Raw genomic sequence first — 25,461 nt, 5'->3', positions numbered from 1 at the left:
TTCTGATGCGATTGATTCCAAACCTGTTGGCCGCTGCGTTGGCCATCTCCTCGGTGCCGGCGATGGCCGCCGCCGACCTGGTGTTGTTCAACGGCAAGGTCTTCACCGCCGAGCCTGGCCAAGGCCTGGTGCAAGCCGTGGCAGTCCAGGACGGCAAAATTCTTAAAGCCGGCAGCGATGCCGAAATCAATGCCCTGGCCGATGCCAAGACCCAGCGCATCGACCTGGCGGGCAAAGTCTTGATGCCTGGCATGATCGACACCCACAGTCACCCGGTCTCGGGCGCTTTCGACAGCATGAAAGCCAACCTGCTGGACGAGGTCAAACCCATGCCGGAACTGGAGCAATGGTTGATCGAAGAGGACAAGGCCGGGCGTGCCCGGTCCGGTGACGTGATCAGCGTGGCCGGGGTCAGTTCGGCCTATTGGGAGAAAGCCCGTGAACTGGGCAAGGTGTTCAACCAGGGACGCTGGGCCGATCAGCCGATTGTGTTCAGCGGCATCGACGGCCACACCGGCTGGGCCAACAACGCGATGCTCAAGCGCTTGAACATCGACGCGGCGCTGGTGAAAAGCCTGCCGGAGAAAGAGCGCGGTTACATCGGCCATGAAGCGGACTTCACCCCTAACGGCTACTTTGCCGAATCCCGCTGGGACGTGGTGCGCAACGGTGTTCCGGCACCTACCCCGGAAGCGATGCTCAAAGCCGCTCGCGAGGCGGTGAAAATCAACAATCAATACGGCGTCACGGCCTGGATGGACGCGGCGGCGAACGGCGGCAGTGAGGATTCGCTGTTCGATTTCCACGCGACCGCGGAAAGTGTCGGCGTACTGCCGCTGTACAAGGAGCTGTCGCAGAACGGCGAACTCAGCGCCCACGTCGCCGCGTTGATGGTCACCAACCCGAAAAGCAAACCCGCCGACCTGGAAGTGATTGCCACGGTGATGAAGCAATTCGAAGGCGTGCCTAACCTGACGTTCCCCGGTGTGAAGATATTTGTCGACGGCATTCTCGAGTTCCCGGGACAAACGGCGGCGGTTGTCGTGCCGTACAAGAACAGCCACAAGGACGGCCAACTGCTGACCGACCCGGCGCACTTTGGCGAACTGGTGGTGGCGGCGGAAAAACGCGGCTGGATCATGCACATGCACGCCGTCGGCGACCGCGCAGTGCGTGAGGCGCTCAATGGCGTAGCGTATGCGCGCAAGCTCAGCCCGACGCCGGTGCCGCACAGCGTCGCGCACTTGCAATTGGTTAATCCAAAGGAGTTTCCACGCTTCAAGCAACTGGGCGTGATCGCCTCGATGCAACTGCTGTGGGCCACCGGCGAGTCTTACACCGTCGAACTGGTCAAGCCTTACATCAGCGCGTTTGCCTACGGTTACCAGTATCCCGCGCGGTCCTTGCATAACGCCGGCGCGATGATTGCCGGTGGCAGCGACTGGCCGGTGTCGAGCGCTAACCCGTTCAACGCCATCGCCCAGGCCAGCACGCGCAAAGGGCCGTTGGGTGTGCTCAATGCCAAGGAAAGCATCGACCGCCAGACCATGTTCTACGCCTACACCATCAACGCGGCGAAAGCCTTGCGCCTGGAGCAGCAGATCGGTTCGCTGGCACCGGGTAAACAGGCTGACCTGATCATCCTCGACCGCGATGTGTTCAAGGTCAGCGATGACGAACTGTTCGAAACCAAAGTCCTGAAGACCTTCTTCGCCGGCAAGCAAGTCTACGCCCCCGCGTCCTGACCTGCGTACACCCGACACCTGTAGAAAACGGCCAGCCCCTCGTAGCGCGAGGGGCCAGGCTTCGCCATGCCTGAAATTCCCCGTACGTCATAACAACAAGAGAACTGTATGAACGCATTTTCAGCATTGACCCTCGCGACACTGGCACTGATCCCCCTGACCAGCCAGGCCCTGACCCTCAACGATGATTTCAGCCTGGAGATGACCCTGGGCGTCGTCAGCGATTACCGCACCCGGGGCATTTCACAATCCCTGGGCGATCCGGCAGTGCAGGGCGGGGCTACGTTGTTGCACAGCAGCGGCCTGTACATCGGCGCCTGGACTTCCAGCGTCGATTTCGGTGGCGGTTACGACACCCGGCAGGAACGTGATTACTACGCGGGTTACTACTGGCAGGCGACGGATGCGATCAGCCTGGACCTCGGCTACATGAAGTACGACTACCCGAAAAACTCCGAATTCAACCTCAGCGAGGTGTACGCGGTTCTCGACGTGTACGGCGTGAAGCTGGGTGCCTATTACTCAGAGGACACGCCAAATTTCTTCGGCGAGGACCAGGACACCCTTTACACCTACCTCAGCTACAAAATCGACTTGCCGGCCGAAGTCGGCCTGGACCTGCGCTTTGGCCGCAACGATGTAAAAGACCCGGCGTTCTGGACCGCCAGTGGCGATAACCGCGAGTCTTACTACGAGTGGGAAGCCAAACTGACCCGCGACTTCGTCGGTGTGACCTGGGGCTTGAGCTACGTCGACACCGATCTGTCGAAAAGCGAATGTTCCGGCTGGTACGGCTATGACGACCTGTGCTCGGCAACCGTTGTCGCCAGCGCTACCAAGACGTTCTAAGTCCTTTTCCTGACAACAAAAACAGTTCCACAAAGGAAACACCGTCATGAGTGCGCAACGAAGTCCGTTGTTCGAGTCCCGCTCGATCGATTTCATTCCCGAGGCCGAACGCCACGGCAGCCTCTACAGCCAGTTCACCTTGTGGCTTGGCGCCAACCTGCAAATCACCGCCATCGTCACCGGCGCTTTGGCCGTGGTGCTGGGCGGTGATGTGTTCTGGTCGCTGATCGGTTTGCTGATCGGGCAAGTGCTCGGCGGTGCCGTGGTGGCGCTGCACGCGGCGCAAGGGCCGAAGCTGGGATTGCCGCAGATGATCTCCAGTCGTGTGCAGTTCGGGGTGTACGGCGCGGCCATCCCGATTGTCCTGGTGTGCCTGATGTACCTCGGCTTCAGCGCCACCGGTGCGGTGTTGTCGGGGCAGGCGATTGCGCAGTTGATCAGCGTCAGCGACAGCGCCGGCATCCTGATTTTTGCGGCGTGCATCGCCTTCCTGACGATCTTCGGTTACCGGGTGATTCACCTGGTCGGGCGGGTGGCCAGCGTGCTGGGCATCATCGCCTTCGTCTACTTGTTCACCCGGTTGCTGACCCTCAACGACATCGGCCAATTGCTCGACAACCGTCATTTTGGCTGGAGCACTTTTCTGTTGGCGGTGTCGCTCTCGGCGTCCTGGCAGATCGCGTTCGGGCCCTATGTGGCGGACTACTCGCGTTACCTGCCGAGCAGAACGTCGTCATGGAAAACCTTCGTCGCCGTCGGCCTGGGCACCGTGCTCGGGGCGCAGGCTTCGATGGTGCTGGGGGTGTTCGCCGCTGCGTTGGCGGGGGCGAATTTTCGTGGGCATGAAGTGGCGACCATCGTCGGTCTGGGCAGTACCGGCGTGATCGCGTCGTTGCTGTACCTGAGCATCGTGTTCGGCAAGGTCACGGTGTCGACGCTCAATGCCTATGGCAGCTTCATGTGCGTGGCGACCATCATCAGTGGTTTTCGCCGTCGCCTGGAAATCACCGCCGGGCAGCGCATGCTGTTTGTGCTGCTGATTGTCGCGGCGTCGACCACCGTGGCATTGCTGGGGCAGTACTCGTTCCTCAGCTCATTCAAGTACTTCATCCTGTTTTTGCTGACGTTCTTCACACCGTGGAGCGCGATCAACCTGGTGGATTACTACTTCATCAACAAGGAGCGTTACGACATCCCGGCACTGTCCGACCCGAACGGGCGTTATGGTCGCTGGAACGTGCTGGGGATCAGCGTGTATGTGATTGGCGTGTTGATTCAGCTGCCGTTTGTCGACACCCATTTCTACTCCGGGCCGATGGTCGCGCAGTTGGGTGGCGTGGACATTTCGTGGATTGTCGGGCTGCTGGTGCCGGGTGTGATGTATTACGCGCTGGCCAAGCCGTCGATGAGTGCGGTGGTTGCTGAGTGGGGTTGATACCCGCATTTGTGGCGAGGGGCTTTTGTGGCGAAGGAGCTTTTGTGGCGAGGGGGCTTGCCCCCGTTGGACTGCGCAGCAGTCCCATATTTTAGGGCCGCTTCACGCCCCAACGGGAGCAAGCTCCCTCGCCACAGGTTCAGCGCTCAGGCAGCTTCCAGCGCTCACGCATCTGTTCGTACTGCCCCTCAGGCAGTTGCACCAGCACCGGGGATTTGCTCGGGTCCAGCCAGTCGAACAGCTGCGCGATGTTCGCCGGGTCCATGGCCGTACAGCCACGGGTCGGTGCACTGGGGCCACGCCAGATGTGAAAGAAAATGCACGAGCCGGCAGCGGGAGAGGCCGGCGTGTTGTGCTGGATGACGATGCCTTGGCGGTACAACTCATCCGATCGGCGCATCCGTTCGGATGAGTTCCAGTCTTTGTCGACGACGGCTCCGTCGACCAATTCGTTGTAGCGCGCCGAGTCGCTGTCATCCACGCATTCAATGGTTGATGTCAGGGCGAGGTAAGGCAGTTTTGTCTGCGTCGTGGTGGTATAGCCGAACGCCGTTCCCAGCTTGAACATCCCGGCCGGTGCCTTGCCATCGCCTTCCTGCTTGACCGGTCCCTGACGGGATTGAGTGTCGAGCAGTCCTTTACCCCAACCCATCCCGTTCTTGCCAAGAACCACCGCGAACGGTGCTTCGAATTTTTCGAAAGTCTGCCCGTGCCGTTCATAGCGCTGGGCAATGCCCTGGATGTCACTCCAGTGTTTGCTGGTGACCACGATGAGTTGGTCGCTGCCGTCGAGTCCCTGGGCCATCGCGGCCAATGGAAAGAGCAGCGCCAACAGGGTTTTGATCAGCGGGTTCATGGCTGCAACGGCGTAATGGGGAAGTCCATGACGTCCGGCTTCGGCGTATTCCCGCTGTACGTGAAGTGCCACCACTCAGCGGAGTAACCGTTGAATCCTTCTTTCGCCATCGCGCGGGTGAGCCGCTGGCGATTGGCTTTGGCGGTCGCATTGATCTGCGCCGAATCCGTATGCGCCCGTTCATCGAAGCAATCAAAACCGGTGCCCATGTCCTGCGCACCATCTTTCCAGCGCTGGCCGTAAGGCGCGGTGCAATCGACCGGAGTGGCGGAAGGCGTCCAGGTCTCGGCGGGCGGGGCGCCGGGGCCGGTCAGCGTCAGGTCAACGGTGTTGCCCCGGGAATGATTGGATACGCGAGCCACGTAACCCAGGCGCCAGAAGTCTTGCTTGTCGACCCGAGGATAGAACTCGGTCTTGAGCGGGTCACCCGGCTCGGTGGCGAAGCGCCCCATGTCCGCCACCGCACGGGTCGGTCGATAGCAGTCGAACACCTTCAAGCCGTAACCCTCGGCTTTCAACGCGGTTTGCACTCGGGCGAGGGCCTTGGCGGCGTCCACCGACAACAGGCACTCCGGCGCCTGATAACCCTCGAGCGCATGCCCGGTGAAGTTGTGGGCGCTGGCGTAGCGGATGTCCTGCTCGATGCCCGGATCAATGGCGCGCAAGTACACCATGTGCTCGGGCTTTGGCGCGTCGGCCATGCACGGTGCGGCGAGGCTCAGGCACAGCATCAACAGACAGGGTGAACGCGGCATCGGGAACGGCTCCATGCATGAACAGTCTGTTCATGATGGCTTGAAACCGTCGGCACCTCCATGAAGTTGTTGATCGGCATGGTACGACGAGCGCACCAGCGGCCCGGACGCTACGTTCTTGAACCCCATCCGCGTGCCTTCCTCGGCGAACCAGGCGAACGTGTCCGGATGCACGAAACGCTGCACCGGCAAGTGGCTGCGCGACGGTTGCAGGTATTGGCCGAGGGTCAGCATGTCGATGTCGTGCTCGCGCATGCGCTGCATGACTTCGATGACTTCGTCGTCGGTTTCGCCAAGGCCGAGCATCAGGCCGGATTTGGTCGGCACATGCGGCACTGCGTGTTTGAATTTTTGCAGCAGGTCCAGCGACCATTCGAAGTCCGAACCTGGTCGTGCAGCTTTGTACAGACGTGGCACGGTTTCCAGGTTGTGGTTGAACACATCCGGTGGCTCAGAGGCGGTGATCGCCAACGCGACGTCCATGCGCCCGCGATAATCCGGCACCAGGGTTTCCAATTGGATGCCGGGTGACAGCTTGCGGATTTCTCGCAGGCAGTCGACGAAGTGCTGGGCACCACCGTCGCGCAGATCGTCGCGGTCTACCGAGGTGATTACCACGTACTTCAGGCGCAGCTCGGCGATGGCCACAGCCAGGTTCATCGGTTCGTTGATGTCCAGCGGCTTGGGCCGGCCATGACCGACATCGCAGAACGGGCAGCGGCGGGTGCAGATGTCGCCCATGATCATGAACGTCGCAGTACCACCGGAAAAACACTCGCCGAGGTTAGGGCATGAGGCTTCTTCGCAGACGCTGTGCAGCTTGTGTTTGCGCAGCAGTTGCTTGATGCGGTCGACCTCCGGGGACACGGGGATGCGTACACGAATCCAGTCGGGTTTGCGCGGCAATTCCTCGGTGGGGATGATCTTCACCGGGATCCGCGCGACCTTTTCCGCGCCGCGCAGTTTGGTGCCGATTTCTACTTTGGCCGGGCTCTTGCCGGTCGATTCGACAATGGCATTCATGGTGATTTCCTTGTACGCGAACGGGAGGGTGATTTGCCCTGATGCTTCCTGTAGGAGCCCGGCTTGCCGGTGATGACATCCTTCAGGGCGCCATCGCGGGCAAGCCGGGCTCCTACAAGAGCGGGTCACCGCGTGGTCAGTCGCGGTAGACCGGGAAGTCGGCACACAGGGCGGCGGCCTGCCGGGCAACATTGGCTTCGATATCGGCATCGCCCAAGTGATCGAGGATGTCGCAGATCCAGCCCGCCAACGCGATGCTCTGCGCTTCCTTGAAGCCACGGCTGGTGATCGCCGGCGTGCCGATGCGCAAGCCCGAAGTCACGAACGGCGATTGCGGATCGTTGGGCACGGCGTTCTTGTTCACCGTGATGCCAGCACGACCGAGGGCGGCGTCGGCGTCCTTGCCGGTCAGGCCCTGGCGGATCAGGCTGACCAGGAACAAGTGGTTGTCGGTACCGCCGGAGACCACGTCATATCCGCGCTCGATAAACATCTGCGCCATGGCCTGGGCATTGCGGATCACTTGCGCCTGATAGGTCTTGAAGCCGGGTTCCAGCGCTTCCTTGAAGCACACGGCCTTGGCCGCGATCACGTGCATCAGCGGGCCGCCCTGACCACCGGGGAACACGGCAGCGTTGAGCTTTTTCTCAAGTTCAGGATTGGCCTTGGCCAGAATCAAACCACCACGCGGGCCGCGCAGGGTCTTGTGGGTGGTGGTGGTAACCACGTCGGCGTAGGGCAGGGGATTGGGGTACAGACCGGTCGCCACCAGCCCGGCAACGTGGGCCATGTCGACGAAAAAGTACGCGCCGACTTTGTCCGCAATCTGACGGAAGCGCGGGAAGTCCAGGGTCTTCGAGTAAGCCGAGAACCCGGCGATGATCATTTTCGGTTTGTGCTCAACGGCCAGGCGCTCGACTTCGTCGTAATCGATCAGCCCTGTATTGGTATCGATGCCGTATTGCACCGCGTTGTAGAGCTTGCCGGAAAAACTCACCTTGGCACCGTGGGTCAAGTGACCGCCGTGGGCCAGGCTCATGCCGAGCACGGTGTCGCCGGCTTGCAGCAGGGCGAGATAAACCGCGGCGTTCGCCTGGCTGCCGGAGTGCGGCTGGACGTTGGCGTAATCGGCGCCGAACAGCTGTTTGGCGCGGTCGATGGCCAGTTGCTCGACCACATCGACGTGCTCGCAGCCGCCGTAGTAACGCTTGCCCGGATAGCCTTCGGCGTACTTGTTGGTCAGGCCGCTGCCTTGCGCTTCCATCACCCGTTGGCTGGTGTAGTTCTCCGAGGCGATCAGTTCGATGTGGTGTTCCTGGCGCGCATCCTCGGCGTTCATCGCCGCCAGCAGTTCGTCGTCGTAGCCTTTGATCTGGTCGTGCTTGCTGAACATGGTGTGGTCCTTTTTCGGATTCGGAAATGGGTGGGGGCTTCAGGCGTCGGCGTGTTCTGCAGTCAATTGCTCGTAGGCGTCCTGAACCAGCAGTTCGCTCAAAGCTTCAGGATCTGCGGGTTTGAAGCGAAAGAACCAGCCTTCGCCCATCGGGTCTTCGTTGACCCGTTCCGGGGTGCTCTCCAGCGTCGTATTGATCTCGACCACTTCACCGTCCAGCGGCATGCCGATGCTGCTGGCGGCTTTTACCGATTCCAGTACCGACACTTCTGCGCCTGCATCGAAGGTGCCCAGTTCAGGCACTTGAACGAACACCACATCCCCCAATGCTTGCTGGGCAAACACCGTGATGCCGACGGTGACCAGGCCATCGGCGTCAAGCCGCAGCCATTCGTGATCGACTGTGAAACGCAATTGGCTCATCTCAGTTCCTTATTATTTTTGGACGCATTCAGGGCTCGTGGCAGGGCAACGAGCGGAGCTGAGTTTGAGTTAGCAAGGGCGGTGCCAAGGTTGATTAGTTGTTTTAAATCAATGGCTTGATGTTATCTCGTTAAGTGCGCACCATTTCATTTGTATTGAAATCAATACAGGCAAGCAGGGCTGTAAGCGCAGACACCGTAAAGGCGGCTGGGAAGGAGATTGTCTTGATTTCGCTACGCTGTATCGATTTTCATACGAGAAGTGCAGGCGCAACACAGTCTCCTGTAGGCGTGAGCCTGCTCGCGATGAGGGCGTGTCAGTTGAAATGTATGTTGACTGTCAGGCTCGCTCCTACAGGGGAATGTGATCCGGCAGATCACTCAGGGCTTGGCGGGAATGCCGTACTTGCGCAAGCGAATCGCAATCGCGCTATGGGATGTCTGCAACCGTGCAGCCAATAATCGGCTCGACGGATAGCTGCGATACAGCTGCTCCAGCAGGTTCTTTTCAAACCCGCCAACCGCTTCTTCCAGGCTGCCGACTTCACCGTCGTTTCGCCGTTCGACGGCCGTGCGGGCGATGTCCAGGTCGTCGATGTCCACCAGCGGGTTTTCGCAAATCGCCGCTGCACGGAAGATCACGTTTTGCAGTTGCCGCACGTTGCCCGGCCAGCGGTTGCCGAGCAGGGCGCTGAAGGTGCTCGGTGCCAAACGACACGGCGGTCGCTGGATCTGCGCGCAGGCCTGCTGCATGAAGTGATTGGCCATCAACAGGATGTCGTGACCGCGTTCGCGCAGCGGCGGCACTTGCAGGTTGAGTACATTGAGGCGGTAGAACAGGTCTTCACGAAAGCGTCCTTCGGCGACCATTTTTTCCAGGTCGCGGTGGGTCGCGCTGAGCACCCGCACATTGACCCGAACCTCCTTGTCGCCACCGACCCGACGGAAGCAACCGTCACTCAAAAATCGCAGTAATTTGGCTTGCAGATACGGCGACATCTCGCCGACCTCGTCGAGAAAAACCGTGCCCTGATCGGCCAGTTCCAGCAGGCCGAGCTTGCCGCCCCGTTGTGCGCCTGTGAAGGCGCCGGGCGCATAGCCGAACAGCTCGCTTTCGGCCAGGCTTTCTGGCAATGCCGCGCAGTTCAGTGCCAGGAACGGTGAGTCGTGGCGAGCGCTGACCGCATGGCAGGCACGGGCGACCAGCTCTTTGCCGGTGCCGGTTTCGCCTTGAATCAGCAGCGGCGCATCAAGGGCCGCCACCCGTTGCGCGCGGGCCTTGAGTGCACGGATCGGCGGCGATTCGCCCAGCAGAGCATCGAAGCCTTCGGCATGGTCATGGTGCAACGCTGACAGGCGCTCGCCGATGCGGTTAGGTTGATACAAGGTGAGCAGGGCGCCAGCGTCGGTGACGGGCATCGCATCGAGCAGCAAGGTCTGGCCGCCGAGGCTGACTTCGTGCATGGGCAGGCGGAAATGCTGGTCGATCAACGTGCGCTGCAATTGCGGATCATCGAACAGCGCGGTCAGCGATTCACCGGCCGGTTCACGACCGCACAGGGCGATCAGCGCCGGGTTGGCCAGCAGCACATGGCCGCGGTCATCCACCGCCAGCACCGGGTCGGAACTGGCGGCCAGCAACGCGTCCAGTTGCAGGCGCCGACGTTGCCCCGGAAGGATGTCGACCATCGTCACCGCTTGCACGCCGCGCACATCGAAAAGCGCCTCGCGCAATTCCTCCAGCACCTCGGCACCGAGGGTCGGCGCATCGATGTAGACATTCGGCGGCACCATTTCCACGGCGTCCAGGTTGAAGCTGCGGCCACCGAGCAGGGCCAGCACTTCCTGGGTGATGCCGACGCGGTCGATGAAGGTGACGTGGATGCGCATGACGGGCCTGCAAGGTTGGCGAACTGAAATCAGTATGCCCGGCAAAATTTGAATTTGGCGAGTGTCACATCACGGCTGGCCGGTTTTACGGGTGCTGGTGGCCAGGTCCTCAAGGAACGCTTGCAGGATCGGCGGCGGTGCCGTGCCACGTCGGGTGATGACATCGAACGGCGATTTCAGGAGCAGGCTCGTCGGGGCCAACTGGTGCATCTCGCCGTTCTTGACCCACTGGGCGGCGAAGTGCTCGGGCAGAAAACCCAGGTAGGCGCCGGAAATGATCAGGATCGCGGTGGCTTCGATGTTGTCCACGGTGGCGGCCGCCTTGCTCACGCCTAGGTGTTCGAGGTCGTGTTGCTGCATGTAGCCGCGCACGACGATCCGTGCTGCAGCGACTTCTTCGAGCAGTTCCTGGCCTTCCGCCTTGTTGCCATACAACGGGTGTCGCCGTCCGCAATACAACCCCAGCGCTTCCTGATACAGCGGCGACTGCAACAACCCGGGCACATGGATCGGGAAGTGCCCGATGGCCAGGTGCAAGCGGCCGTCGAGCACCCGTTCTTCCAGTTCCGCCGGGGTGCCGACGTACACGTTCAGGTGCACGTCATGGCCCCGTGAAACGAAGCGCTGAGTGGTGCGCGGAATCGGCGAATCCGGATCGGTGATTGTGGTGTCGATGATGCCCAGGTTGAGCTTGCCGCTGATGTGCTGCTTGAGCACGTCTGCGTCCATGCAGAAGTTTTCCACCGCCGACAACAGGCGCTGTGTGGCTTCGTGGATCGCCACCCCTTGTTCGGTCAGGCGAAAGCCGCTGCGCCCGCGCTGGCACAGCTTGACCCCAAGGCGGGTTTCCAGATGGGTCATCTGTTCGCTGATGGTCGACTGCCCGGCGTTCAACGCGGCTTGCGCGGCGGAAAACCCGCCGCAGCGGACAATCGTGGCAAACACTCTGAGCAACTTCAGATCGACATCGTGCAGTTGAATCACCTGGAACCTCCCGCCTGTGGATGCATCGGTAATGCCGATATGAGTATCTGATGTTTAGCATTTTTTCCACGAAAACCTGCGCCCATAGTCTTTCCAACGACGGTCGCCTTGCAGTCCGTCAAGCCGATAACAAGAAGTGGAGAGGCTAGAAATGTCGAACAACGGTTATGAATCCGGTCGCCTGAACCTGCCATTCGTGGGTCATTGCACCTTTGGCAAATCCCCGGTGTGCACCGATTGGGATGCACTGGATGCCGACGTCGCGGTGCTCGGCGTGCCCAACGACATGGGCACCCAGTGGCGCTCCGGCGCACGCTTCGGACCTCGCGGGATTCGTGAAGCATCGACGCTGTTTTCCTTCGGCCACGCCGGCGCCTACGACCACGAAGATGACGTGATGTACCTCACCGCCTCAGACGTGCGCATGGTCGACGTCGGTGATGCCGACATCGTCCACACCGACATGGTCACCAGCAACAAGAACACCGAATACGCCGTACGCAAGATCCTCGACGCCGGTGTGATGCCGGTGGTACTCGGCGGCGACCACTCGGTGCACGCGCCAGTGATCAAGGCCTTTGAAGGCCGCGGTCCGATCCACATCATTCACTTCGATGCGCACCTGGATTTCGTCGACGAACGCCACGGCGTGCGCTACGGCCACGGCAACCCGCTGCGCCGCGCTTCGGAAATGAATCACATCGTCGGCATGACCCAGATGGGCATCCGCAACGTCTCGTCGTCCAACCGCGACGACTACGAAGCGGCTCATGAAGCGGGTTCGAAAATCCTCTCGGTACGCGACGTTCGCCGTCTCGGGGTCGAAGGTGTGCTGGCGCTGATCCCGCAGAACATCAACTACTACATCACCATCGACATCGACGGTTTTGACCCGTCCATCGCCCCCGGCACCGGCACTCCGAGCCACGGCGGTTTCCTCTACTACGAAGTGCTGGAAATCATCCAGGCCCTGGCGAAACGCAGCAAAGGCAACATCGTCGGCATGGACCTGGTGGAAGTGGCACCGGTCTACGACCCGACCGGCATGACCTCGATCCTCGCCGCGCAACTGCTGCTCAACAGCATCGGTTTCATCTTCCACGAGCGAGGCAAGGTGCGCGCGGCCGCCGAGAGCGAAACCGTATCAGCCTGATCATCGAAACCAGTGACCCGGCAGGCTCTGACTGCCGGGCAGAGAGAATAAAAATGGACACGATCGTCAAGAGTTACCTGCAAAAATTCGGCGTCAGCGAAGCCACCCAGACCTTCCTCAGCAAGGTCCAGAAAATGTTCATCGGCGGCGCCTGGGTCGAAGCCAGCGACGGCCAGACGTCCGATGTGATCGAGCCCTCGACCGAAGGCCTGATCACCCGCATTCCCATGGGCACCACCGACGACCTGGACCGCGCCGTGCAAGCCGCTCGCGCCCAATTCGACGGCGGCGCCTGGCGTCAGGCCAAACCGGCCGAACGCGAGCGCATGATGCAACGCCTGGCTGACCTGATCGAACAAAACGCCGCAGAGCTCGCTGAAATCGAATCCATCGACATGGGCAAATCGGTGGCCTTCGCCAAGGACGTGGACATCCAGGGTACCGTCGATACCCTGCGTTATTTCGCCGGGTGGGCTACCAAGCTGCACGGCCGCACCGTCGAGCCGTCGCTGCCGGGCAATTACCTGGCCTATACCCGCAAGGAAGCGGTCGGCGTAGTCGGCGCCATCGTGCCGTGGAATTTCCCGCTGCAAACCATGGCCTGGAAGCTCGGCGCAGCGCTGGCGACCGGTTGCACCGTGGTGGTCAAACCCGCCGAACTGACGTCGTTGTCGGCCCTGCGTTTTGCTGAACTGGTGCAGGAAGCGGGCATTCCTGACGGCGTGATCAACATCGTCACCGGGCGCGGCAGCGTGGTCGGTGCGGCCATGGCTACCCACCCCGGCATCGACAAACTGACCTTCACCGGCTCGACCCCGGTTGGCCAGACGGTTGGCCGCGCAGCGCTGGATGACATGAAGCGTCTGACCCTCGAACTCGGTGGCAAATCACCGGTCATCGTCTGCGCGGATGCCGACATTCCGGCCGCTGCCCAGGCAGTCGCCAACGGCGTGTTTTTCAACGCTGGGCAGGTATGCGACGCCGGTACACGGGCCTATATTCATAGCAGTGTCTACGACGAATTCCTGCGCGAGCTGATCGCCTACACGCGCACCCTGAAAATGGCTCCGGGTCTGGATCCTGACTGCTTCATCAGCCCGCTGGTTTCCGCCCTGCAAAAGCAGCGTGTGACCGAGTACATCGAGACCGGCAAAGCCGAAGGCGCCGAACTGGTCTACGGCGGTCAACCGGTCGATGGCCCTGGCTTCTTCGTCGAGCCGACCATTTTTGCCAACTGTCGCAATGACATGCGCATCGTCCAGGAAGAGATTTTCGGCCCGGTGCTGGTCACCGCACCGTTCGACGATGAGGAAGACGCGCTGGCCCTGGCCAACGACTCGCCTTACGGCTTGGCGGCGGCACTGTATTCCAACGACCTGGGCAAGGTGCACAGCCTGATTCCGCGCTTGAAAGCAGGCTCGGTCTACGTCAACGCCCACGGCACCCTTGATCCGTCGATGCCGTTCGGTGGCTACAAGCAGTCCGGGTTTGGCAAAGACCTGGGCGCCGAGCAACTCGACTACCTGCTCGAAACCAAGGCGGTGTGGATCACGCTGCCAAGCTGACACGCCCCGACAATCAAAAGGCATCTGCAACAACGCCAGGTAGGCATGGGCAACACTGAATTTGTGGCGAGGGAGCTTGCTCCCGCTGGGGCACGAAGCGGCCCTGAAAATGGGACTGCTGCGCAGTCCAACGGGAGCAAGCTCCCTCGCCACAGGGGAGTCGTTCACCCGAAAGAACGCGGTTCTCTCGTCATGATCTTCCAACAATAAGAGTCCATCATGAACACTAACGCCAAGTCCGCCACGAGCGTGTCTGCCCTCGACGAAAAGTCTGTCGTCGAGGGGCATTCGATTGATTTCATCCCCGAGAACGAGCGCACCGACAAGCTGGCCAGCCAAGGCCCGTTCTGGTTCCTCGGCAACTTCACCTTCTTCACCATGACCATCGGTTTCGTCGGCCCAAGCGTCGGCCTGACCGCACTTTGGACCACACTCGCCGGCACGCTGGGCATCATGTTCGGCACGCTGTTCATGGCGTTTCACGGCTCCCAGGGTCCGCACCTCGGCCTGCCGCAGATGATCCAGTCCCGTGCGCAGTTCGGTTATCGCGGAGTGATCCTTGTGCTGCTGGCGACGCTGTTCGTGTTCGCCGGCTTCAACATTGTCAACCTGGTGCTGATGATGCAGGGGCTGCACACACTGTTCGGGTTCAACCCCGCCGTGATCGCGGTGGCGGTGACCATCCCGGCGGCGGTGCTGGCGATTCTCGGCCACGACTGGATGCACCGCAGCTTCAAATGGGCGCTGTTTCTGTCATTGCCGCTGTATGGCCTGGTAACGGTGGCGGTGGTGATGGGCTGGGTGCCGGATGCGGCGCTGCCGGCACTCGCAGAAGGCGAAGTGGCCCGTGAGCCGCTGGGTTTCAATTGGACCGGGTTCATCGCGCAGTTTGCGGCGGCCGCCAGTTACAACATCGCTTATGCCCCATACGTGTCTGATTACTCGCGCTACCTGCCGAAGAACACTTCCAGCGGCAAGCTGATCGCCGTGGTGTTCCTGGGTGCTTCGTTGTCCGGTGCGTGGATGATTTCCGTCGGCGGCTGGCTCGCCGATCACCTGCATTCAACCGACGTGCTGGTGGCCCTCGGGCAAGTCGGCAACACCGTGTCGCCGTTGGTGGGTACGGCCGTCGTGATCGTCACCATCCTGGCGTTCCTGCCGGTGATCGCGATGAACATCTACAGCGCCAAGCTGACCACGCTGACCTGCGTCGACTCGATCAAGCACATCGAACCCACCCGCAAGGCACGCATCTTGGCGATCGGCTTTGTGATCCTGCTGCAACTGGGCGTGGCTCTGAGCATCCAGAGTTCCGGCAAAGGCCTGTCGGTGCTGGGGATCTACCTGGTGGTGATGCTGTACTTCCTGGTGCCCTGGACCTCGGTCAACCTCACCGACTACTTCTTCGTGCGCAAGGGGCGCTACGCCATCCCGCACTTCTTCATGCCCCACGGCAACATCTACGGCAACTGGGGCCTGCGCGGCATCGCGGCGTATGCCATCGGTTTTATCTCGATGATCCCGTTCTTCTACATCTTCGACGGCGTTGAACAGCGCGAAGTGTATGTCGGCCCGCTCGCCAAGGCGCTGGGCAGCATCGACATCGCCTGGCTGGTCGGGTTGATCGTCTCGGGCGTGGCGTATTACTGGCTGAGCCGCTCGATCGATCTCAAACACGAAGAAGTGGTGATCCAGCAGATTGAGAAAAACTCCCCGCAATACACCACCGGCGACACGCTGAGCCACAAACAGCAGCCACTGCCGGTATTCACTGAATCGACGGTCGGGAGATAACGATGACCACGCAAAGAATGACCACGCAAAAATACGACTACATCATCATTGGCGCAGGCTCGGCAGGTTGTGTGTTGGCCAACCGCCTGAGCGAAGACCCGGCCACCTCGGTGCTGGTCCTGGAAATCGGCGGCAGTGACAAGAGCGTAGTGATCCAGATGCCGAGCGCATTCTCGATCCCGATGAACACCAAGAAGTACAACTGGCGTTATGAGACCGAGCCGGAAACCCACCTCAACGGCCGACGCATCCACTGCCCACGAGGCAAGGTGCTGGGCGGTTCGTCGTCGATCAACGGCCTGGTGTACATCCGTGGCCATGCACTGGACTTTGACGAGTGGGAATCCCTGGGTGCCGAAGGCTGGGGCTATCGCAATTGCCTGCCGTACTTCAAGCGCGCAGAAAGTTATGAATCGGGTGGCGACAGCTATCGCGGGCAGACCGGGCCGCTGCACACCACCAATGGCAACCACATGAAAAACCCGCTGTACGGGGCCTGGGTCGAAGCCGGCGCGGAGGCGGGCTACATCAAGACCGAAGACTGTAACGGCTACATGCAGGAAGGTTTCGGCGCGATGCACATGACCGTGAAGAACGGCGTGCGCTGCTCCACGGCCAACGCCTATCTGCGTCCGGCCATGGGACGCCCGAACCTGACCGTGATCACCCACGCGATGACCCGTCAGATCCTTCTCGAAGGCAAGCGTGCGGTGGGGGTCATGTACGACCACGGCGGCCAGACGCATCAGGTGTATTGCAACCGCGAAGTGCTGATTTCATCCGGTCCCATCGGCTCGCCGCACCTGCTGCAACGCTCGGGCATCGGCCCGGCGGCCGTCCTGCGCAAGGCCGGGATCGGCGTGCGGCATGACCTGCCGGGCGTAGGGGAGAACCTGCAGGACCATGCCGAGGTGTACATCCAGTTCGGCTGCAAGGAACCGGTGACCCTCAACAACAAGATGGATCCGCTGAGCAAGCTGATGATCGGTCTGCGCTGGCTGCTGTTCAAGGATGGCCTGGGCGCCACCAACCACTTCGAGGCCGGTGGTTTCATCCGCTCCGAGAAGGGCCTGCGCTGGCCGGACATCCAGTTTCACTTTCTGCCGGCAGCGATGCGCTACGACGGCAACAAGCCGATCAAGGGCCATGGCTTCATGGTGCTGACCGGGCCGAACAAACCGAAAAGTCGTGGCTATGTGCGGGTGCGTTCGGCCGATCCGTACGAGCATCCGGAGATTCGCTTCAACTACCTGGAGCGGGAAGAGGACCGTGAAGGCTTCCGTCGTTGCATTCGCCTGACCCGGGAAATCATCGGCCAGAAAGCCATGGACCGTTTCCGTGACGGCGAAATCGCTCCGGGCGCGCAAGTGACCAGCGATGAAGACCTCGACGCCTTCGTGCGCGACAACCTGGAAAGCACCTACCATCCATGCGGTTCGTGCCGCATGGGTGAAGACGACATGGCGGTGGTCGATTCCGAGTTGCGTGTGCGCGGCATCGCCGGGCTGCGGGTGATCGATTCGTCGGTGTTCCCGACCGAACCGAATGGCAACCTCAATGCGCCGACCATCATGCTCGCCGAGCGGGCATCGGATCTGGTGCGTGGCGCACAGATGTTGCCGTCCGCGGATGTACCGGTTGGGTTGGTCGAGGGCTGGGAAAGCAGCCAGCGCACCTCACTGCCGGGGCGCAACGTGCGCGTGTAACCCTTGTAGGAGATGGCTTGCCGGCGATGGTGGCCGGCCTGACACACCGATTCGTCTGGTTCGCCAGCAAGCCGGCTCCTACGGGTGATCTTCGTCGGAAAATATTACGTCGTTGTTCCGTTGCCATTGCTAGTCTGTAATTCCTTGAGACCGCAATGGAGCATCCTCATGGCTATCCAGGCCCTGCGTGCCGACGCATCGCATATCGATCAAATCGCCCCTTTGTTTGACGCCTACCGGATGTTCTACGAACAGCCGTCGAACCTGGCGCAATCGCGTGCCTTTATCGCCGAGCGTATCGCCCGGGATGAATCGGTGATTTTTCTTGCTCAGGACACGGACGGTGAAAACCTCGGGTTCGTCCAGCTGTTCCCGACCTTTTCGTCCATCGATGCCCATCGCACCTGGCTGCTCGGTGATCTGTTCACAACACCTGCTGCCCGGGGCAAAGGCGTCGGCTCGCTGCTGATGAACACTGCCCGCGACTTTGCGAAGCTGGCCGGCGCCAAGGGCATGACCCTGGAAACCGCCACCGACAACCTCACCGCCCAGCGCCTGTATGAATCGCTGGGTTGGGTGCGTGACCCCGGTTATTACACTTATGCCCTGGACTTGAAGAAAACCTGAGCCATCAATCCTGTTCGCCGAACACCGGCCGCATGAACGAACGCTCGTAGCTGAGGATGAATTTCCTGTCCTCGGCGTATTGGAAGGCGGCGATGCAGTCTGGATCGTTCATGGACTGCCGACGGTAATGTTCATACGTCGCCAGGCTCGGGAAGGTGAACAGTGCCAGAGCGATGTTGTTGGCGCCTTCGGATGGCAGGAAATAGCCGTGGTGCTGGCCGCCGAATTTCTCCACCAGGGGAATCCACAACTTGCCGTAATGCTCGAAAGCGTCGAGCTGGTAGGGGTCGAGCACGTATTTCAGGTAGCACGTCACCATTGTTTCGTTCCTTGATCAGGTTGTTTGGGCAGCCGTCACTGTAATCAACGGAACGTGCAATCGACAATTATTGGTGTATGCCCGGTGATCCTTTGTAGGAGCGAACTTGCTCGCGATGGTCGCCAACGATTACGCGTGCTATCTGGCTGGACGCGGCGCATCTGAGTCCATCGCGAGCAGGCTCGCTCCTACAGGGGGGCGATTTGAAGAAATTGCGGGCAAAAAAAAGCTGCCTTAAGTGGCAGCGGAAGATAAAGCACGCATTTGATGGGCCGAGTATGGCGCCCGGTACATGACAATTCGATGACGGAAAAACAATTGAGGTGATGCCTGGTGCTGTCATCTGGATGTCATCGAAGCAGTGGCAAGATCCTCGCAAACCGTCTTGAGTGTCCGGTGACCCCAAACCTGCCGGCGGATGAATTTGCAAGGAACCCCCTATGAAAAACGCCCCCCTGTTTGCCGCCATCGACCTGGGCTCCAATGCGTTTCGCATGATGATTGGCCAGTCGGTACGGCGGAACCAGCAGATGGTCATTCAGGAAGTCAGAACCCTGCGCGAACCGGTGCGGCTGACGGAGGGTTTTCAGGGTGGGGCGCTCGATGAACTGGCGCTGGATCGCGGTTGGCAGGCGCTGGCGCGATTCGGCAAGAAACTGCGCGGTTTCGAAGCGGTTCGCGTGCGGGCCGTGGCGACCAGTGCAGTGCGCGAGGCGGATAACGCGCCGCTGTTCCTGGCCAGTGCCGAGCGTCACCTGGGGTTTCGCATTGACGTCATTTCCGGGCATGAAGAAGCACAACTGGTTTACGCCGGCGTGGCCCACACGCTGCCGGATGCGCAAAGCACACGGCTGGTGGTGGACATCGGCGGCGGCTCGACGGAAATGATCATCGGCCGTGGCGACCGGGTGCTGAGCACCGAGAGCATCGCCATCGGCAGCGGAACCTTTGGCTCGCGGTATTTCCACGGTGGATGGATCATGGCCGAAGCGCTGCTGGAGGCGGAGCGCGTCGCCACGTTGCAGTTCGAACCCGTCGCCCGTCATTACCGCTCGATGGGTTGGCAGCAGGCGATTGGTTCGTCAGGCACCGCGCGGATGCTGGCCAAGGTGCTCAAGGCCAACGGCTTGAATGATGAAGGCCAGAACGGCATCACCTACGGTGGCCTGTTGCGCCTGTCGTTGCGTCTGCTGGAAGTCAAACACGTCAAACACCTCAAGTTGGCAGGCCTGCCCACCCATCGCATGAGCACATTGCCCGGTGGGCTGGTGGTGATGCTGGCGGCGTTCAAAGTGTTGGGGATCACGCACATGATTGCGTCTGAGCCGGGGCTGCGGTTCGGCGTGCTGCATGGATTGATGAGCAAACCTCGGGGCTGATCGACGAGCGCATCAAGGAACTGGGAGGCTGACGCGGGGAAACCCAGGCCCGTGTCCGCACCATTGATTCAGGCAGCGATCGAACTCATTACCTCCCGAACCAAAAGGTAACCCCTCTAGGAGCGAGCTTGCTCGCGATAGCAGTGGGTCAATGAATAATCCGTTGTCTGATACGCCCTCATCGCGAGCAAGCTTGCTCCTACAGGTTTGGCGTTCACCTGACCGTTTTGGATATCCGTAGCCGTCATGTTCCAATAGCCAGCAATCGTAGTCTGGAACCGGAACATGAAGAACATCGCCGCATTGATCCTCTCCTCAGCGCTTGTGCTCAGCACTCCCGCCCTCGCTGCGGGCGATGTACAGGCCGGGGAGAAAGTCTACAAGCGCCTCTGCAGCGGCTGCCACCAGATCGGCGAATCGGCGCGTGCCTTCTTCGGCCCGCAGCTCAATGGCGTGATCGGTCGCCAATCCGCCGTCACCACGGACTACGTGTATTCCGATGCGATGAAATCCGCCAACCTGGTCTGGAACCGCGAAACCCTGATCGCCTACCTCGAGGCGCCGAAGAAAGTCGTGCCTGGCACTCGCATGATTTTCTGGGGCCTCAGCGACCCGGAAAAAATCGAAGACCTGCTGGCCTACCTGCAAACCTTCCCGGCCCAAGGCCTACGATCTACTGTCCGAGCTCTACCCGGTCCGTGAAGTGGTGCAGCTCAATATTCGGCGGGCGGGGGCGGCATCCACTCTGTGACCAGTCATCAGCCGCTGGTCTGATCGGTTGCCCTCAATTTCCGGCAACACACAAAACCGTAGGAGCAAGCTTGCTCGCGATAGCGGTGGATCAGTCCATAAAGATGCAAACTGACCCCCCGTCATCGCGAGCAAGCTTGCTCCTACAGGGGGCTTTGGTGGGTCAGGCTTTACTGGCTTTCAGATAAGCCCCCAACCGTTGCCCCATTTGCTCGCCCAACGCCTGCAACCCGCTCAGCGGCCGCACCATCACTTCAAACTCGACAATCCTGCCCTGTTCATTGAAACGAATCAGGTCGATGCCCTTCAGTTCTTTCTCGCCCACCTTGGCGCTGAATTCGAGAATCACGCTCAAGCCATCCCCGGTTGCCAGCTCCCGGTGATAAGTGAAGTCTTCGAACACGTTCATCACCGTGCTGAGGATCATCGACACCACCGGCGCGCCCGGATACGGCGTGTGCGCCATCGGTGAGCGGAACACCGCTTGCGGGTCCAGTAGCTCGGGCAGGGCGCTCAAATCCTTGCGGCTGATCATCGCGTGCCACTGCTCGAGCGTGGCGGCGACGTTGGGATTGAGGTTCAGTTCAGACATGTTCAACTCCTGTTTTTATTGTTTTTTGCTGCGAAAACGCGGGTGGATGACCCTTTCAGGCTTGTACGCGGTGCTCTTGAGTTCATCGCGAGCAAGCTCGCTCCTACAGTGATTTGGGAGTCGATCGCGGAGCCGTCAGCCCAGCAAGCGTTCGATCTGCGCCAACTCCCAGGTGCTGAGCAGGCTCACCGGGTCGGTGCCGAACCGCTGGCCGTTGTCGAGCGCCCATTCGCGCCCCTCCGGGCTTTGCCCGTGCAGGCAGTGGCGCAGGTGTTTGTCGTCGACATCAAGGACCAGGCGCCAGCCGTCGATATCGACCCGCACATGACCAGATTCCGGCGATTGATCGACACGTTCGAAAGCGCGAATACCCTGGGCGGCATCGCGCAACTGCTGATAAATCTCGCGGGCGGTGAGGGCGGGCACGGCTGTCTCCGGTGTGAAATCGGGGACGCACAGGATAGACCAGTCGACCACGAAAAAGCCCGGCTGATGAGGCCAATACTGTTCACTTAAGAAAATCTCGAAACGTACTAAAAACTGTGGCGAGGGAGCTTGCTCCCGCTGGACTGCGTAGCAGTCCCCTAATTGGGGGCCGCTGCGCGCCCCAGCGGGAGCAAGCTCCCTCGCCACAGGGTTGTCACAACGCATTCAAGCCGCGCTGATCTGGCTGACACTGGTGATCTGCCCATTCCACACCATTTCGTAATGCGCGGTTTGCACAATCGATGTCACCGGTCGCGGCGTCATCAACGCCCAGCAATCACTGCCCGGCAGGCGCACCGAGTGATAACGCAAACCGGGGCAACCGGTTTTCCTGACCTCCCGCCCAAGGCGTCGGGAAACGCTGTAATCCTCCGGCGCATACACCGGATCCGTCATCGGAAGGGCGGTAGCATCCTTCATCCCGGCATCGACAAACGCGCAAGACAACCCACGGAACACAAACCGCTCATAGTTCAGACTCGGCACCTTCGACCAGTACAGACTCTGGTGATGCCGCACTTCGGCTAGTGCCGCTTCCATCGAGTCCGCCAGGTACAACACTCCAAAACTGCCATCACTGAACCGTGAACCTTCCGGGTTCACATGGGTAAACGGCGCCGTCGCATAGGAACAACCCGTGATCCCGAACGGTATCTCGCGCCGCGGAATCAACTCCAGCTGACCCACCTCATTCCTCAACCGCGGATTGGTCAGCGCCTGAATCTCGAACAACACTTCAAATTCATCCGCATCCGCCACGTCATCGAACAAGGCAATCGGCGGAAACTTCGAGTTGACCAACCGATAAGCCTGCAACACCTGCCCGGCAAACGTCGCCAACTCACCCAGCTTCACCATTGCGCGCCCCGCAACATGTCGATGCGGCGGAAGGTTTCATACAACGAAACCATGTCGCCCTGCGCCATGATTTCCAGCGGACTACGGCCATTGAAAAACTCATTGTCATTGGCCATCGACGCAAAGCCGTAAACGTTGTCCGGGTTATCGAACACCAGCCGCAACGTCCCATGAATATTCAGCACGAAACTGATGCGCTGCATCTGATCCGCATCCAGCGCCACCGCCCACTCCACCTCCCGCTGCCGCGCACGGGTGTAAGTGCTGCGGGAAATGCGCAGGATGCGGCAGGCTTGATCGCCGGTGGCTTTCCACTTTTCCAGGATGTTCACCGCGGCACGCAGGCCGGTGACGCATTGGTTTTTGGTGAAGGATTGGGGTTGGGCTTGAGCGACGACTGGCATAGTCATGGGCCTCTTTGTGAATCTATAGATTTCAATGTAGTTATATTGAGTCTACAGATCAAATTTTCAGTGACCAGTGGACTGGGTGAGCACAAACAAAACGGGCGCCTGTTGAGGCGCCCGCTTTCATTTACTCCGCAGCCTGCGCCCGCAACCGCCGCCCGATCACATCCATCAAATCACAACCATCGCGCAACGGAATGACCAGCAGTTTGCAGAAGTCCTCAAGCACCACCGTGTCGCAACCGAGTTCGGAGCGATAGGCGATGTTTTCCAGCACCTGTGTGACCGTGCGAATACGGTAATCCGCCATGGCTTGCAGGACGTCGAGTGGGGCTTGGGTGTCGATGAGCAGGGAGGCCGGAACCAGGTCGATTCCGGTGAGGGGCATGTATCTTTCCATAGAAGAAACTCCGATCAGTGCAAAGGTTGACTGTCCCTCATTCGTCGCCAAACGAATGGGTGACAGCTGTACGCAGGTTGGCGAACCGGGATCGGAAAACCGGCAGACCCGAAGGTCTCCCGCGCACAGCTGCCATAAAGACAGCTTTGCGAAGGTGCAACAGCATCTGCAAAAAAGCACAGTGCTTTTGCATCCGATCGAACAGGTCGCCAAACCTGGTCGCCATTTGGGCGACGGGGCGGACTATAAGCTTCATCAAGGTCATGGGCAAGGTGAGGAATTCCGAGGCTGACGTAAGATCTGCGCTGATGAAACCTCAGACCTTTCACATAACGTCACTGGAAATATAAACACAGACCTGAGATGGTCTTCGCCCCGTGGTTTCAGTCACCCACGCTATCCTTAATCATCGCTCCCGCCGTCGAGATGGATCCTCCCCAATGCAAACCCCGAACCCCCAGCGCCCCCTCTGGAAAACCTACCTGTTTTTCCTCGCCCCGATGGTGCTGTCGAACTTTCTGCAATCCATGTCCGGCACGGTCAACAGCATCTACATCGGCCAGATGCTCGGCACCCAGGCGCTGGCGGCGGTGTCGGGGATGTTCCCTATCGTGTTTTTCTTCATCGCCCTGGTGATCGGCCTTGGCGCGGGCGCGGGGGTGTTGATCGGGCAGGCGTGGGGCGCACGGGAGACGCATCTGGTGAAGGCGATTGCCGGGGCGACGTTGTTGTTGGGGGTGTTGATCGGGTTGGTGGCAGCGGTGGTAGGGAGTGTGTTTGCGCGGTCGGCGTTGGTGGGGTTGGGGACGCCGGCGGATGTGCTGGACGATGCGGTGGCGTATGCCCATGTGATGTTGTGGATCATGCCGTCGCTGTTGGTGTTTGTGTTGTTCACGCAGTTGCTGCGCGGGGTCAGCGATACGTTGTCGCCGTTGTTGGCGCTGGTGGTTTCGACGATTGTTGGGTTGGCGCTGACGCCGGCGTTGATTCGCGGGTGGTTGGGTTTTCCACCGATGGGGATCCAGAGTGCGGCGATTGCCGGGCTGGTGGGTAACCTGGTGGCGATGGGGCTGCTGGCGTGGCGCTTGCTTGGCAAGGGCCATCCGCTGGCGCCGGACCGTGAGTTCTTCGCGGCAATGAAGCTGGACATGGTGATCCTCGGCAAGGTGCTGCGCATCGGGTTGCCCACCGGGTTGCAGATGGTGGTGCTGTCGCTGTCGGAGCTGGTGATTCTGGCGCTGGTGAACCAGCACGGGTCCCAGGCGACGGCGGCGTATGGCGCGGTGACGCAGATCGTCAATTACGTGCAGTTCCCGGCGCTGTCGATTGCGATCACGGCGTCGATCCTCGGTGCGCAGGCGATTGGGGCGGGACGCATTGAGCGCATCGGACCGATTTTGAAGACCGGATTGATGATCAACGTGTGTTTGACCGGTGGTCTGGTGGTGCTCGGATACTTGTTGTCGAGCTGGTTGCTGGCGTCGTTCCTCACCGAAGAGGCGACGCTCAACATGGCTGAGCACCTGTTGCACATCATGCTCTGGAGCCTGTTGGTGTTCGGTTTCCAGGCGATCATCGGCGGCATCATGCGTGCCAGCGGCACGGTGATGGTGCCGGTGGCGATTTCCATCGTGTGCGTGGTGGGTGTGCAGTTGCCGGCGGCGTATCTGCTGGATGCGAAGTTCGGGTTGCAAGGGGTGTGGATGGCATTTCCGGTGGCGTATCTGGGGATGCTGGCGTTGCAGACGCTGTATTACAAACTGGTGTGGCAGCATCAGAAGATTGAGCGGTTGGTGTAGGGGGAGCAAAGGGGCGGATAATGTGGGTAGTTGCTAGGTGTGGCGAGGGGGCTTGCCCCCGTTGGGCTGCGTAGCGGGGGACTGTCAGATATTTTGTGTGCAGGCCGGTAACGGCCTGCCGTTAGGCAGGCCATTCTTTTACCAGGCTGGCCTGATAAATCGATCTCCGTACAGAATCGCGAATTGATTCATCGCACTTTTCCAGTCATGGGCCGCTGAGCCCCAGTTTGCTGTGATGTTGCGCAGCCCAAGCCAGATCAGTTTTGTCGCCGCA

General features: G+C 60.4%; 25 protein-coding genes and 2 pseudogenes. 13 read left to right on the top strand and 14 right to left on the bottom strand.

The window, feature by feature from the left end:
* Positions 1-5 precede the first annotated feature (5 nt).
* The 3 genes from CKW19_RS27285 (at position 6) to CKW19_RS27275 (ending at position 4,029) form a co-directional block, all read left to right on the top strand.
* A complete protein-coding gene (locus tag CKW19_RS27285) occupies positions 6-1,745 on the top strand; it encodes an amidohydrolase (RefSeq protein ID WP_095061521.1) in 1,740 nt (579 codons plus the stop codon).
* A 108-nt stretch (positions 1,746-1,853) separates the two neighbouring features.
* Positions 1,854-2,594 carry a TorF family putative porin gene (locus tag CKW19_RS27280; RefSeq protein ID WP_095061519.1) on the top strand — a complete coding sequence of 247 codons (741 nt, stop codon included), beginning with the start codon at positions 1,854-1,856 and terminating at the stop codon, positions 2,592-2,594.
* A 46-nt stretch (positions 2,595-2,640) separates the two neighbouring features.
* On the top strand, positions 2,641-4,029 hold the full coding sequence (locus CKW19_RS27275) for a cytosine permease (RefSeq protein WP_095061517.1): 1,389 nt from the start codon (positions 2,641-2,643) through the stop codon (positions 4,027-4,029).
* A gap of 139 nt (positions 4,030-4,168) precedes the next feature.
* Here the strand turns inward: CKW19_RS27275 and CKW19_RS27270 are convergent, their stop codons facing one another.
* The 7 genes from CKW19_RS27270 to CKW19_RS27240 all read right to left on the bottom strand — a co-directional run bounded on the left by CKW19_RS27270 (position 4,169) and on the right by CKW19_RS27240 (position 11,352).
* Positions 4,169-4,885, bottom strand: a complete 717-nt coding sequence (locus CKW19_RS27270; protein ID WP_095061515.1) for a L,D-transpeptidase — start codon at positions 4,883-4,885, stop codon at positions 4,169-4,171.
* Positions 4,882-5,640: a M15 family metallopeptidase gene (locus CKW19_RS27265; RefSeq protein WP_095061513.1), complete on the bottom strand. Its 759-nt coding sequence runs from the start codon at positions 5,638-5,640 to the stop codon at positions 4,882-4,884. Before CKW19_RS27265 ends, CKW19_RS27270 begins: the two co-directional genes overlap by 4 nt.
* A gap of 30 nt (positions 5,641-5,670) precedes the next feature.
* Positions 5,671-6,663, bottom strand: a complete 993-nt coding sequence (gene lipA / locus CKW19_RS27260) for a lipoyl synthase (protein WP_095061511.1) — start codon at positions 6,661-6,663, stop codon at positions 5,671-5,673.
* Between the two features lie 136 nt (positions 6,664-6,799).
* Positions 6,800-8,056 carry a serine hydroxymethyltransferase gene (gene glyA / locus CKW19_RS27255; RefSeq protein WP_095061509.1) on the bottom strand — a complete coding sequence of 419 codons (1,257 nt, stop codon included), beginning with the start codon at positions 8,054-8,056 and terminating at the stop codon, positions 6,800-6,802.
* Between the two features lie 39 nt (positions 8,057-8,095).
* Positions 8,096-8,479: a glycine cleavage system protein GcvH gene (gene gcvH, locus CKW19_RS27250; RefSeq protein WP_095061507.1), complete on the bottom strand. Its 384-nt coding sequence runs from the start codon at positions 8,477-8,479 to the stop codon at positions 8,096-8,098.
* Between the two features lie 380 nt (positions 8,480-8,859).
* Entirely contained in the window at positions 8,860-10,368 is a 1,509-nt protein-coding gene (locus CKW19_RS27245) for a sigma-54-dependent transcriptional regulator (RefSeq protein WP_095061505.1), read from the bottom strand.
* 69 nt (positions 10,369-10,437) lie between these two features.
* Complete coding sequence (locus tag CKW19_RS27240; RefSeq protein ID WP_095061503.1) at positions 10,438-11,352, bottom strand: LysR family transcriptional regulator; 915 nt, start codon at positions 11,350-11,352, stop codon at positions 10,438-10,440.
* A 151-nt stretch (positions 11,353-11,503) separates the two neighbouring features.
* Between CKW19_RS27240 and speB the strand changes: the two genes are divergently transcribed.
* The 5 genes from speB to CKW19_RS27215 all read left to right on the top strand — a co-directional run bounded on the left by speB (position 11,504) and on the right by CKW19_RS27215 (position 18,197).
* A complete protein-coding gene (gene speB / locus CKW19_RS27235; RefSeq protein WP_095061501.1) occupies positions 11,504-12,505 on the top strand; it encodes an agmatinase in 1,002 nt (333 codons plus the stop codon).
* 53 nt (positions 12,506-12,558) lie between these two features.
* On the top strand, positions 12,559-14,070 hold the full coding sequence (locus CKW19_RS27230) for an aldehyde dehydrogenase (protein ID WP_095061499.1): 1,512 nt from the start codon (positions 12,559-12,561) through the stop codon (positions 14,068-14,070).
* Positions 14,071-14,289: 219 nt separating this feature from the next.
* On the top strand, positions 14,290-15,864 hold the full coding sequence (locus CKW19_RS27225; protein ID WP_095061497.1) for a cytosine permease: 1,575 nt from the start codon (positions 14,290-14,292) through the stop codon (positions 15,862-15,864).
* A 17-nt stretch (positions 15,865-15,881) separates the two neighbouring features.
* On the top strand, positions 15,882-17,570 hold the full coding sequence (betA, locus tag CKW19_RS27220; RefSeq protein ID WP_095061533.1) for a choline dehydrogenase: 1,689 nt from the start codon (positions 15,882-15,884) through the stop codon (positions 17,568-17,570).
* 168 nt (positions 17,571-17,738) lie between these two features.
* A complete protein-coding gene (locus CKW19_RS27215; RefSeq protein ID WP_095061495.1) occupies positions 17,739-18,197 on the top strand; it encodes a GNAT family N-acetyltransferase in 459 nt (152 codons plus the stop codon).
* A 4-nt stretch (positions 18,198-18,201) separates the two neighbouring features.
* Here CKW19_RS27215 and CKW19_RS27210 read toward each other — a convergent pair whose 3' ends face one another.
* Positions 18,202-18,516 (bottom strand): NIPSNAP family protein, encoded by a 315-nt coding sequence (locus tag CKW19_RS27210; RefSeq protein ID WP_095061493.1) that lies wholly within the window; start codon positions 18,514-18,516, stop codon positions 18,202-18,204.
* A 440-nt stretch (positions 18,517-18,956) separates the two neighbouring features.
* Here CKW19_RS27210 and CKW19_RS27200 point away from each other — a divergent pair, with 440 nt between their 5' ends.
* The 3 genes and pseudogenes from CKW19_RS27200 to CKW19_RS28660 form a co-directional block, all read left to right on the top strand.
* The gene (locus tag CKW19_RS27200) at positions 18,957-19,895 is read left to right on the top strand and encodes a Ppx/GppA family phosphatase (protein ID WP_095061491.1); all 939 of its coding nucleotides are present in this window, start codon (positions 18,957-18,959) and stop codon (positions 19,893-19,895) included.
* A 285-nt stretch (positions 19,896-20,180) separates the two neighbouring features.
* Positions 20,181-20,597, top strand: coding sequence for a c-type cytochrome (locus tag CKW19_RS27190; RefSeq protein ID WP_095061487.1), 417 nt, complete (start codon positions 20,181-20,183; stop codon positions 20,595-20,597).
* Positions 20,557-20,669 (top strand): annotated as a pseudogene (locus CKW19_RS28660) (agmatine deiminase family protein); the annotation flags it as partial. The gene CKW19_RS27190 and the pseudogene CKW19_RS28660, both read left to right, overlap by 41 nt.
* A 139-nt stretch (positions 20,670-20,808) precedes the next feature.
* Here CKW19_RS28660 and CKW19_RS27185 read toward each other — a convergent pair.
* The 5 genes from CKW19_RS27185 to CKW19_RS27165 form a co-directional block, all read right to left on the bottom strand.
* The gene (locus tag CKW19_RS27185; RefSeq protein WP_095061485.1) at positions 20,809-21,237 is read right to left on the bottom strand and encodes a nuclear transport factor 2 family protein; all 429 of its coding nucleotides are present in this window, start codon (positions 21,235-21,237) and stop codon (positions 20,809-20,811) included.
* 135 nt (positions 21,238-21,372) lie between these two features.
* Entirely contained in the window at positions 21,373-21,663 is a 291-nt protein-coding gene (locus CKW19_RS27180) for a hypothetical protein (protein ID WP_095061483.1), read from the bottom strand.
* A 225-nt stretch (positions 21,664-21,888) separates the two neighbouring features.
* Positions 21,889-22,581, bottom strand: a complete 693-nt coding sequence (locus CKW19_RS27175; RefSeq protein ID WP_095061481.1) for an RES family NAD+ phosphorylase — start codon at positions 22,579-22,581, stop codon at positions 21,889-21,891.
* Positions 22,575-22,991 (bottom strand): antitoxin Xre-like helix-turn-helix domain-containing protein, encoded by a 417-nt coding sequence (locus CKW19_RS27170; protein WP_095061479.1) that lies wholly within the window; start codon positions 22,989-22,991, stop codon positions 22,575-22,577. The genes CKW19_RS27175 and CKW19_RS27170 overlap by 7 nt, the downstream gene beginning before the upstream one ends.
* A 124-nt stretch (positions 22,992-23,115) precedes the next feature.
* A complete protein-coding gene (locus CKW19_RS27165; protein ID WP_095061477.1) occupies positions 23,116-23,388 on the bottom strand; it encodes a hypothetical protein in 273 nt (90 codons plus the stop codon).
* On the opposite strand from CKW19_RS27165, the gene CKW19_RS28890 reads away from it, so the two are divergent.
* Both CKW19_RS28890 and CKW19_RS27155 read left to right on the top strand, forming a co-directional pair.
* Entirely contained in the window at positions 23,375-23,680 is a 306-nt protein-coding gene (locus CKW19_RS28890; protein ID WP_177408859.1) for a hypothetical protein, read from the top strand. The genes CKW19_RS27165 and CKW19_RS28890 overlap by 14 nt on opposite strands.
* Before the next feature lie 148 nt (positions 23,681-23,828).
* Complete coding sequence (locus CKW19_RS27155; RefSeq protein ID WP_095061475.1) at positions 23,829-25,187, top strand: MATE family efflux transporter; 1,359 nt, start codon at positions 23,829-23,831, stop codon at positions 25,185-25,187.
* 138 nt (positions 25,188-25,325) lie between these two features.
* On the opposite strand, the pseudogene CKW19_RS27150 reads toward CKW19_RS27155, so the two are convergent.
* A pseudogene (locus CKW19_RS27150) lies at positions 25,326-25,461 on the bottom strand (IS256 family transposase); the annotation flags it as partial.

It is taken from the genome of Pseudomonas sp. Irchel s3f7 (assembly GCF_900187615.1).
In the GTDB taxonomy this organism is placed as follows: Bacteria; Pseudomonadota; Gammaproteobacteria; order Pseudomonadales; family Pseudomonadaceae; genus Aquipseudomonas.
The sequence above is the reverse complement of the archived record's forward strand: the minus strand, read 5'-3'. Positions and strand labels throughout refer to the sequence as shown.

Coding starts and splice junctions, on each gene's coding strand:
- CKW19_RS27285 (WP_095061521.1), top strand. CDS start 6: ATGCGATTGATTCCAAACCTGTTGGCCGCTGCGTTGGCCATCTCCTCG.
- CKW19_RS27280 (WP_095061519.1), top strand. CDS start 1,854: ATGAACGCATTTTCAGCATTGACCCTCGCGACACTGGCACTGATCCCC.
- CKW19_RS27275 (WP_095061517.1), top strand. CDS start 2,641: ATGAGTGCGCAACGAAGTCCGTTGTTCGAGTCCCGCTCGATCGATTTC.
- CKW19_RS27270 (WP_095061515.1), bottom strand. CDS start 4,885: ATGAACCCGCTGATCAAAACCCTGTTGGCGCTGCTCTTTCCATTGGCC.
- CKW19_RS27265 (WP_095061513.1), bottom strand. CDS start 5,640: ATGCCGCGTTCACCCTGTCTGTTGATGCTGTGCCTGAGCCTCGCCGCA.
- lipA (WP_095061511.1), bottom strand. CDS start 6,663: ATGAATGCCATTGTCGAATCGACCGGCAAGAGCCCGGCCAAAGTAGAA.
- glyA (WP_095061509.1), bottom strand. CDS start 8,056: ATGTTCAGCAAGCACGACCAGATCAAAGGCTACGACGACGAACTGCTG.
- gcvH (WP_095061507.1), bottom strand. CDS start 8,479: ATGAGCCAATTGCGTTTCACAGTCGATCACGAATGGCTGCGGCTTGAC.
- CKW19_RS27245 (WP_095061505.1), bottom strand. CDS start 10,368: ATGCGCATCCACGTCACCTTCATCGACCGCGTCGGCATCACCCAGGAA.
- speB (WP_095061501.1), top strand. CDS start 11,504: ATGTCGAACAACGGTTATGAATCCGGTCGCCTGAACCTGCCATTCGTG.
- CKW19_RS27230 (WP_095061499.1), top strand. CDS start 12,559: ATGGACACGATCGTCAAGAGTTACCTGCAAAAATTCGGCGTCAGCGAA.
- CKW19_RS27225 (WP_095061497.1), top strand. CDS start 14,290: ATGAACACTAACGCCAAGTCCGCCACGAGCGTGTCTGCCCTCGACGAA.
- betA (WP_095061533.1), top strand. CDS start 15,882: ATGACCACGCAAAAATACGACTACATCATCATTGGCGCAGGCTCGGCA.
- CKW19_RS27215 (WP_095061495.1), top strand. CDS start 17,739: ATGGCTATCCAGGCCCTGCGTGCCGACGCATCGCATATCGATCAAATC.
- CKW19_RS27210 (WP_095061493.1), bottom strand. CDS start 18,516: ATGGTGACGTGCTACCTGAAATACGTGCTCGACCCCTACCAGCTCGAC.
- CKW19_RS27200 (WP_095061491.1), top strand. CDS start 18,957: ATGAAAAACGCCCCCCTGTTTGCCGCCATCGACCTGGGCTCCAATGCG.
- CKW19_RS27190 (WP_095061487.1), top strand. CDS start 20,181: ATGAAGAACATCGCCGCATTGATCCTCTCCTCAGCGCTTGTGCTCAGC.
- CKW19_RS27185 (WP_095061485.1), bottom strand. CDS start 21,237: ATGTCTGAACTGAACCTCAATCCCAACGTCGCCGCCACGCTCGAGCAG.
- CKW19_RS27175 (WP_095061481.1), bottom strand. CDS start 22,581: ATGGTGAAGCTGGGTGAGTTGGCGACGTTTGCCGGGCAGGTGTTGCAG.
- CKW19_RS27170 (WP_095061479.1), bottom strand. CDS start 22,991: ATGACTATGCCAGTCGTCGCTCAAGCCCAACCCCAATCCTTCACCAAA.
- CKW19_RS28890 (WP_177408859.1), top strand. CDS start 23,375: ATGTATCTTTCCATAGAAGAAACTCCGATCAGTGCAAAGGTTGACTGT.
- CKW19_RS27165 (WP_095061477.1), bottom strand. CDS start 23,388: ATGGAAAGATACATGCCCCTCACCGGAATCGACCTGGTTCCGGCCTCC.
- CKW19_RS27155 (WP_095061475.1), top strand. CDS start 23,829: ATGCAAACCCCGAACCCCCAGCGCCCCCTCTGGAAAACCTACCTGTTT.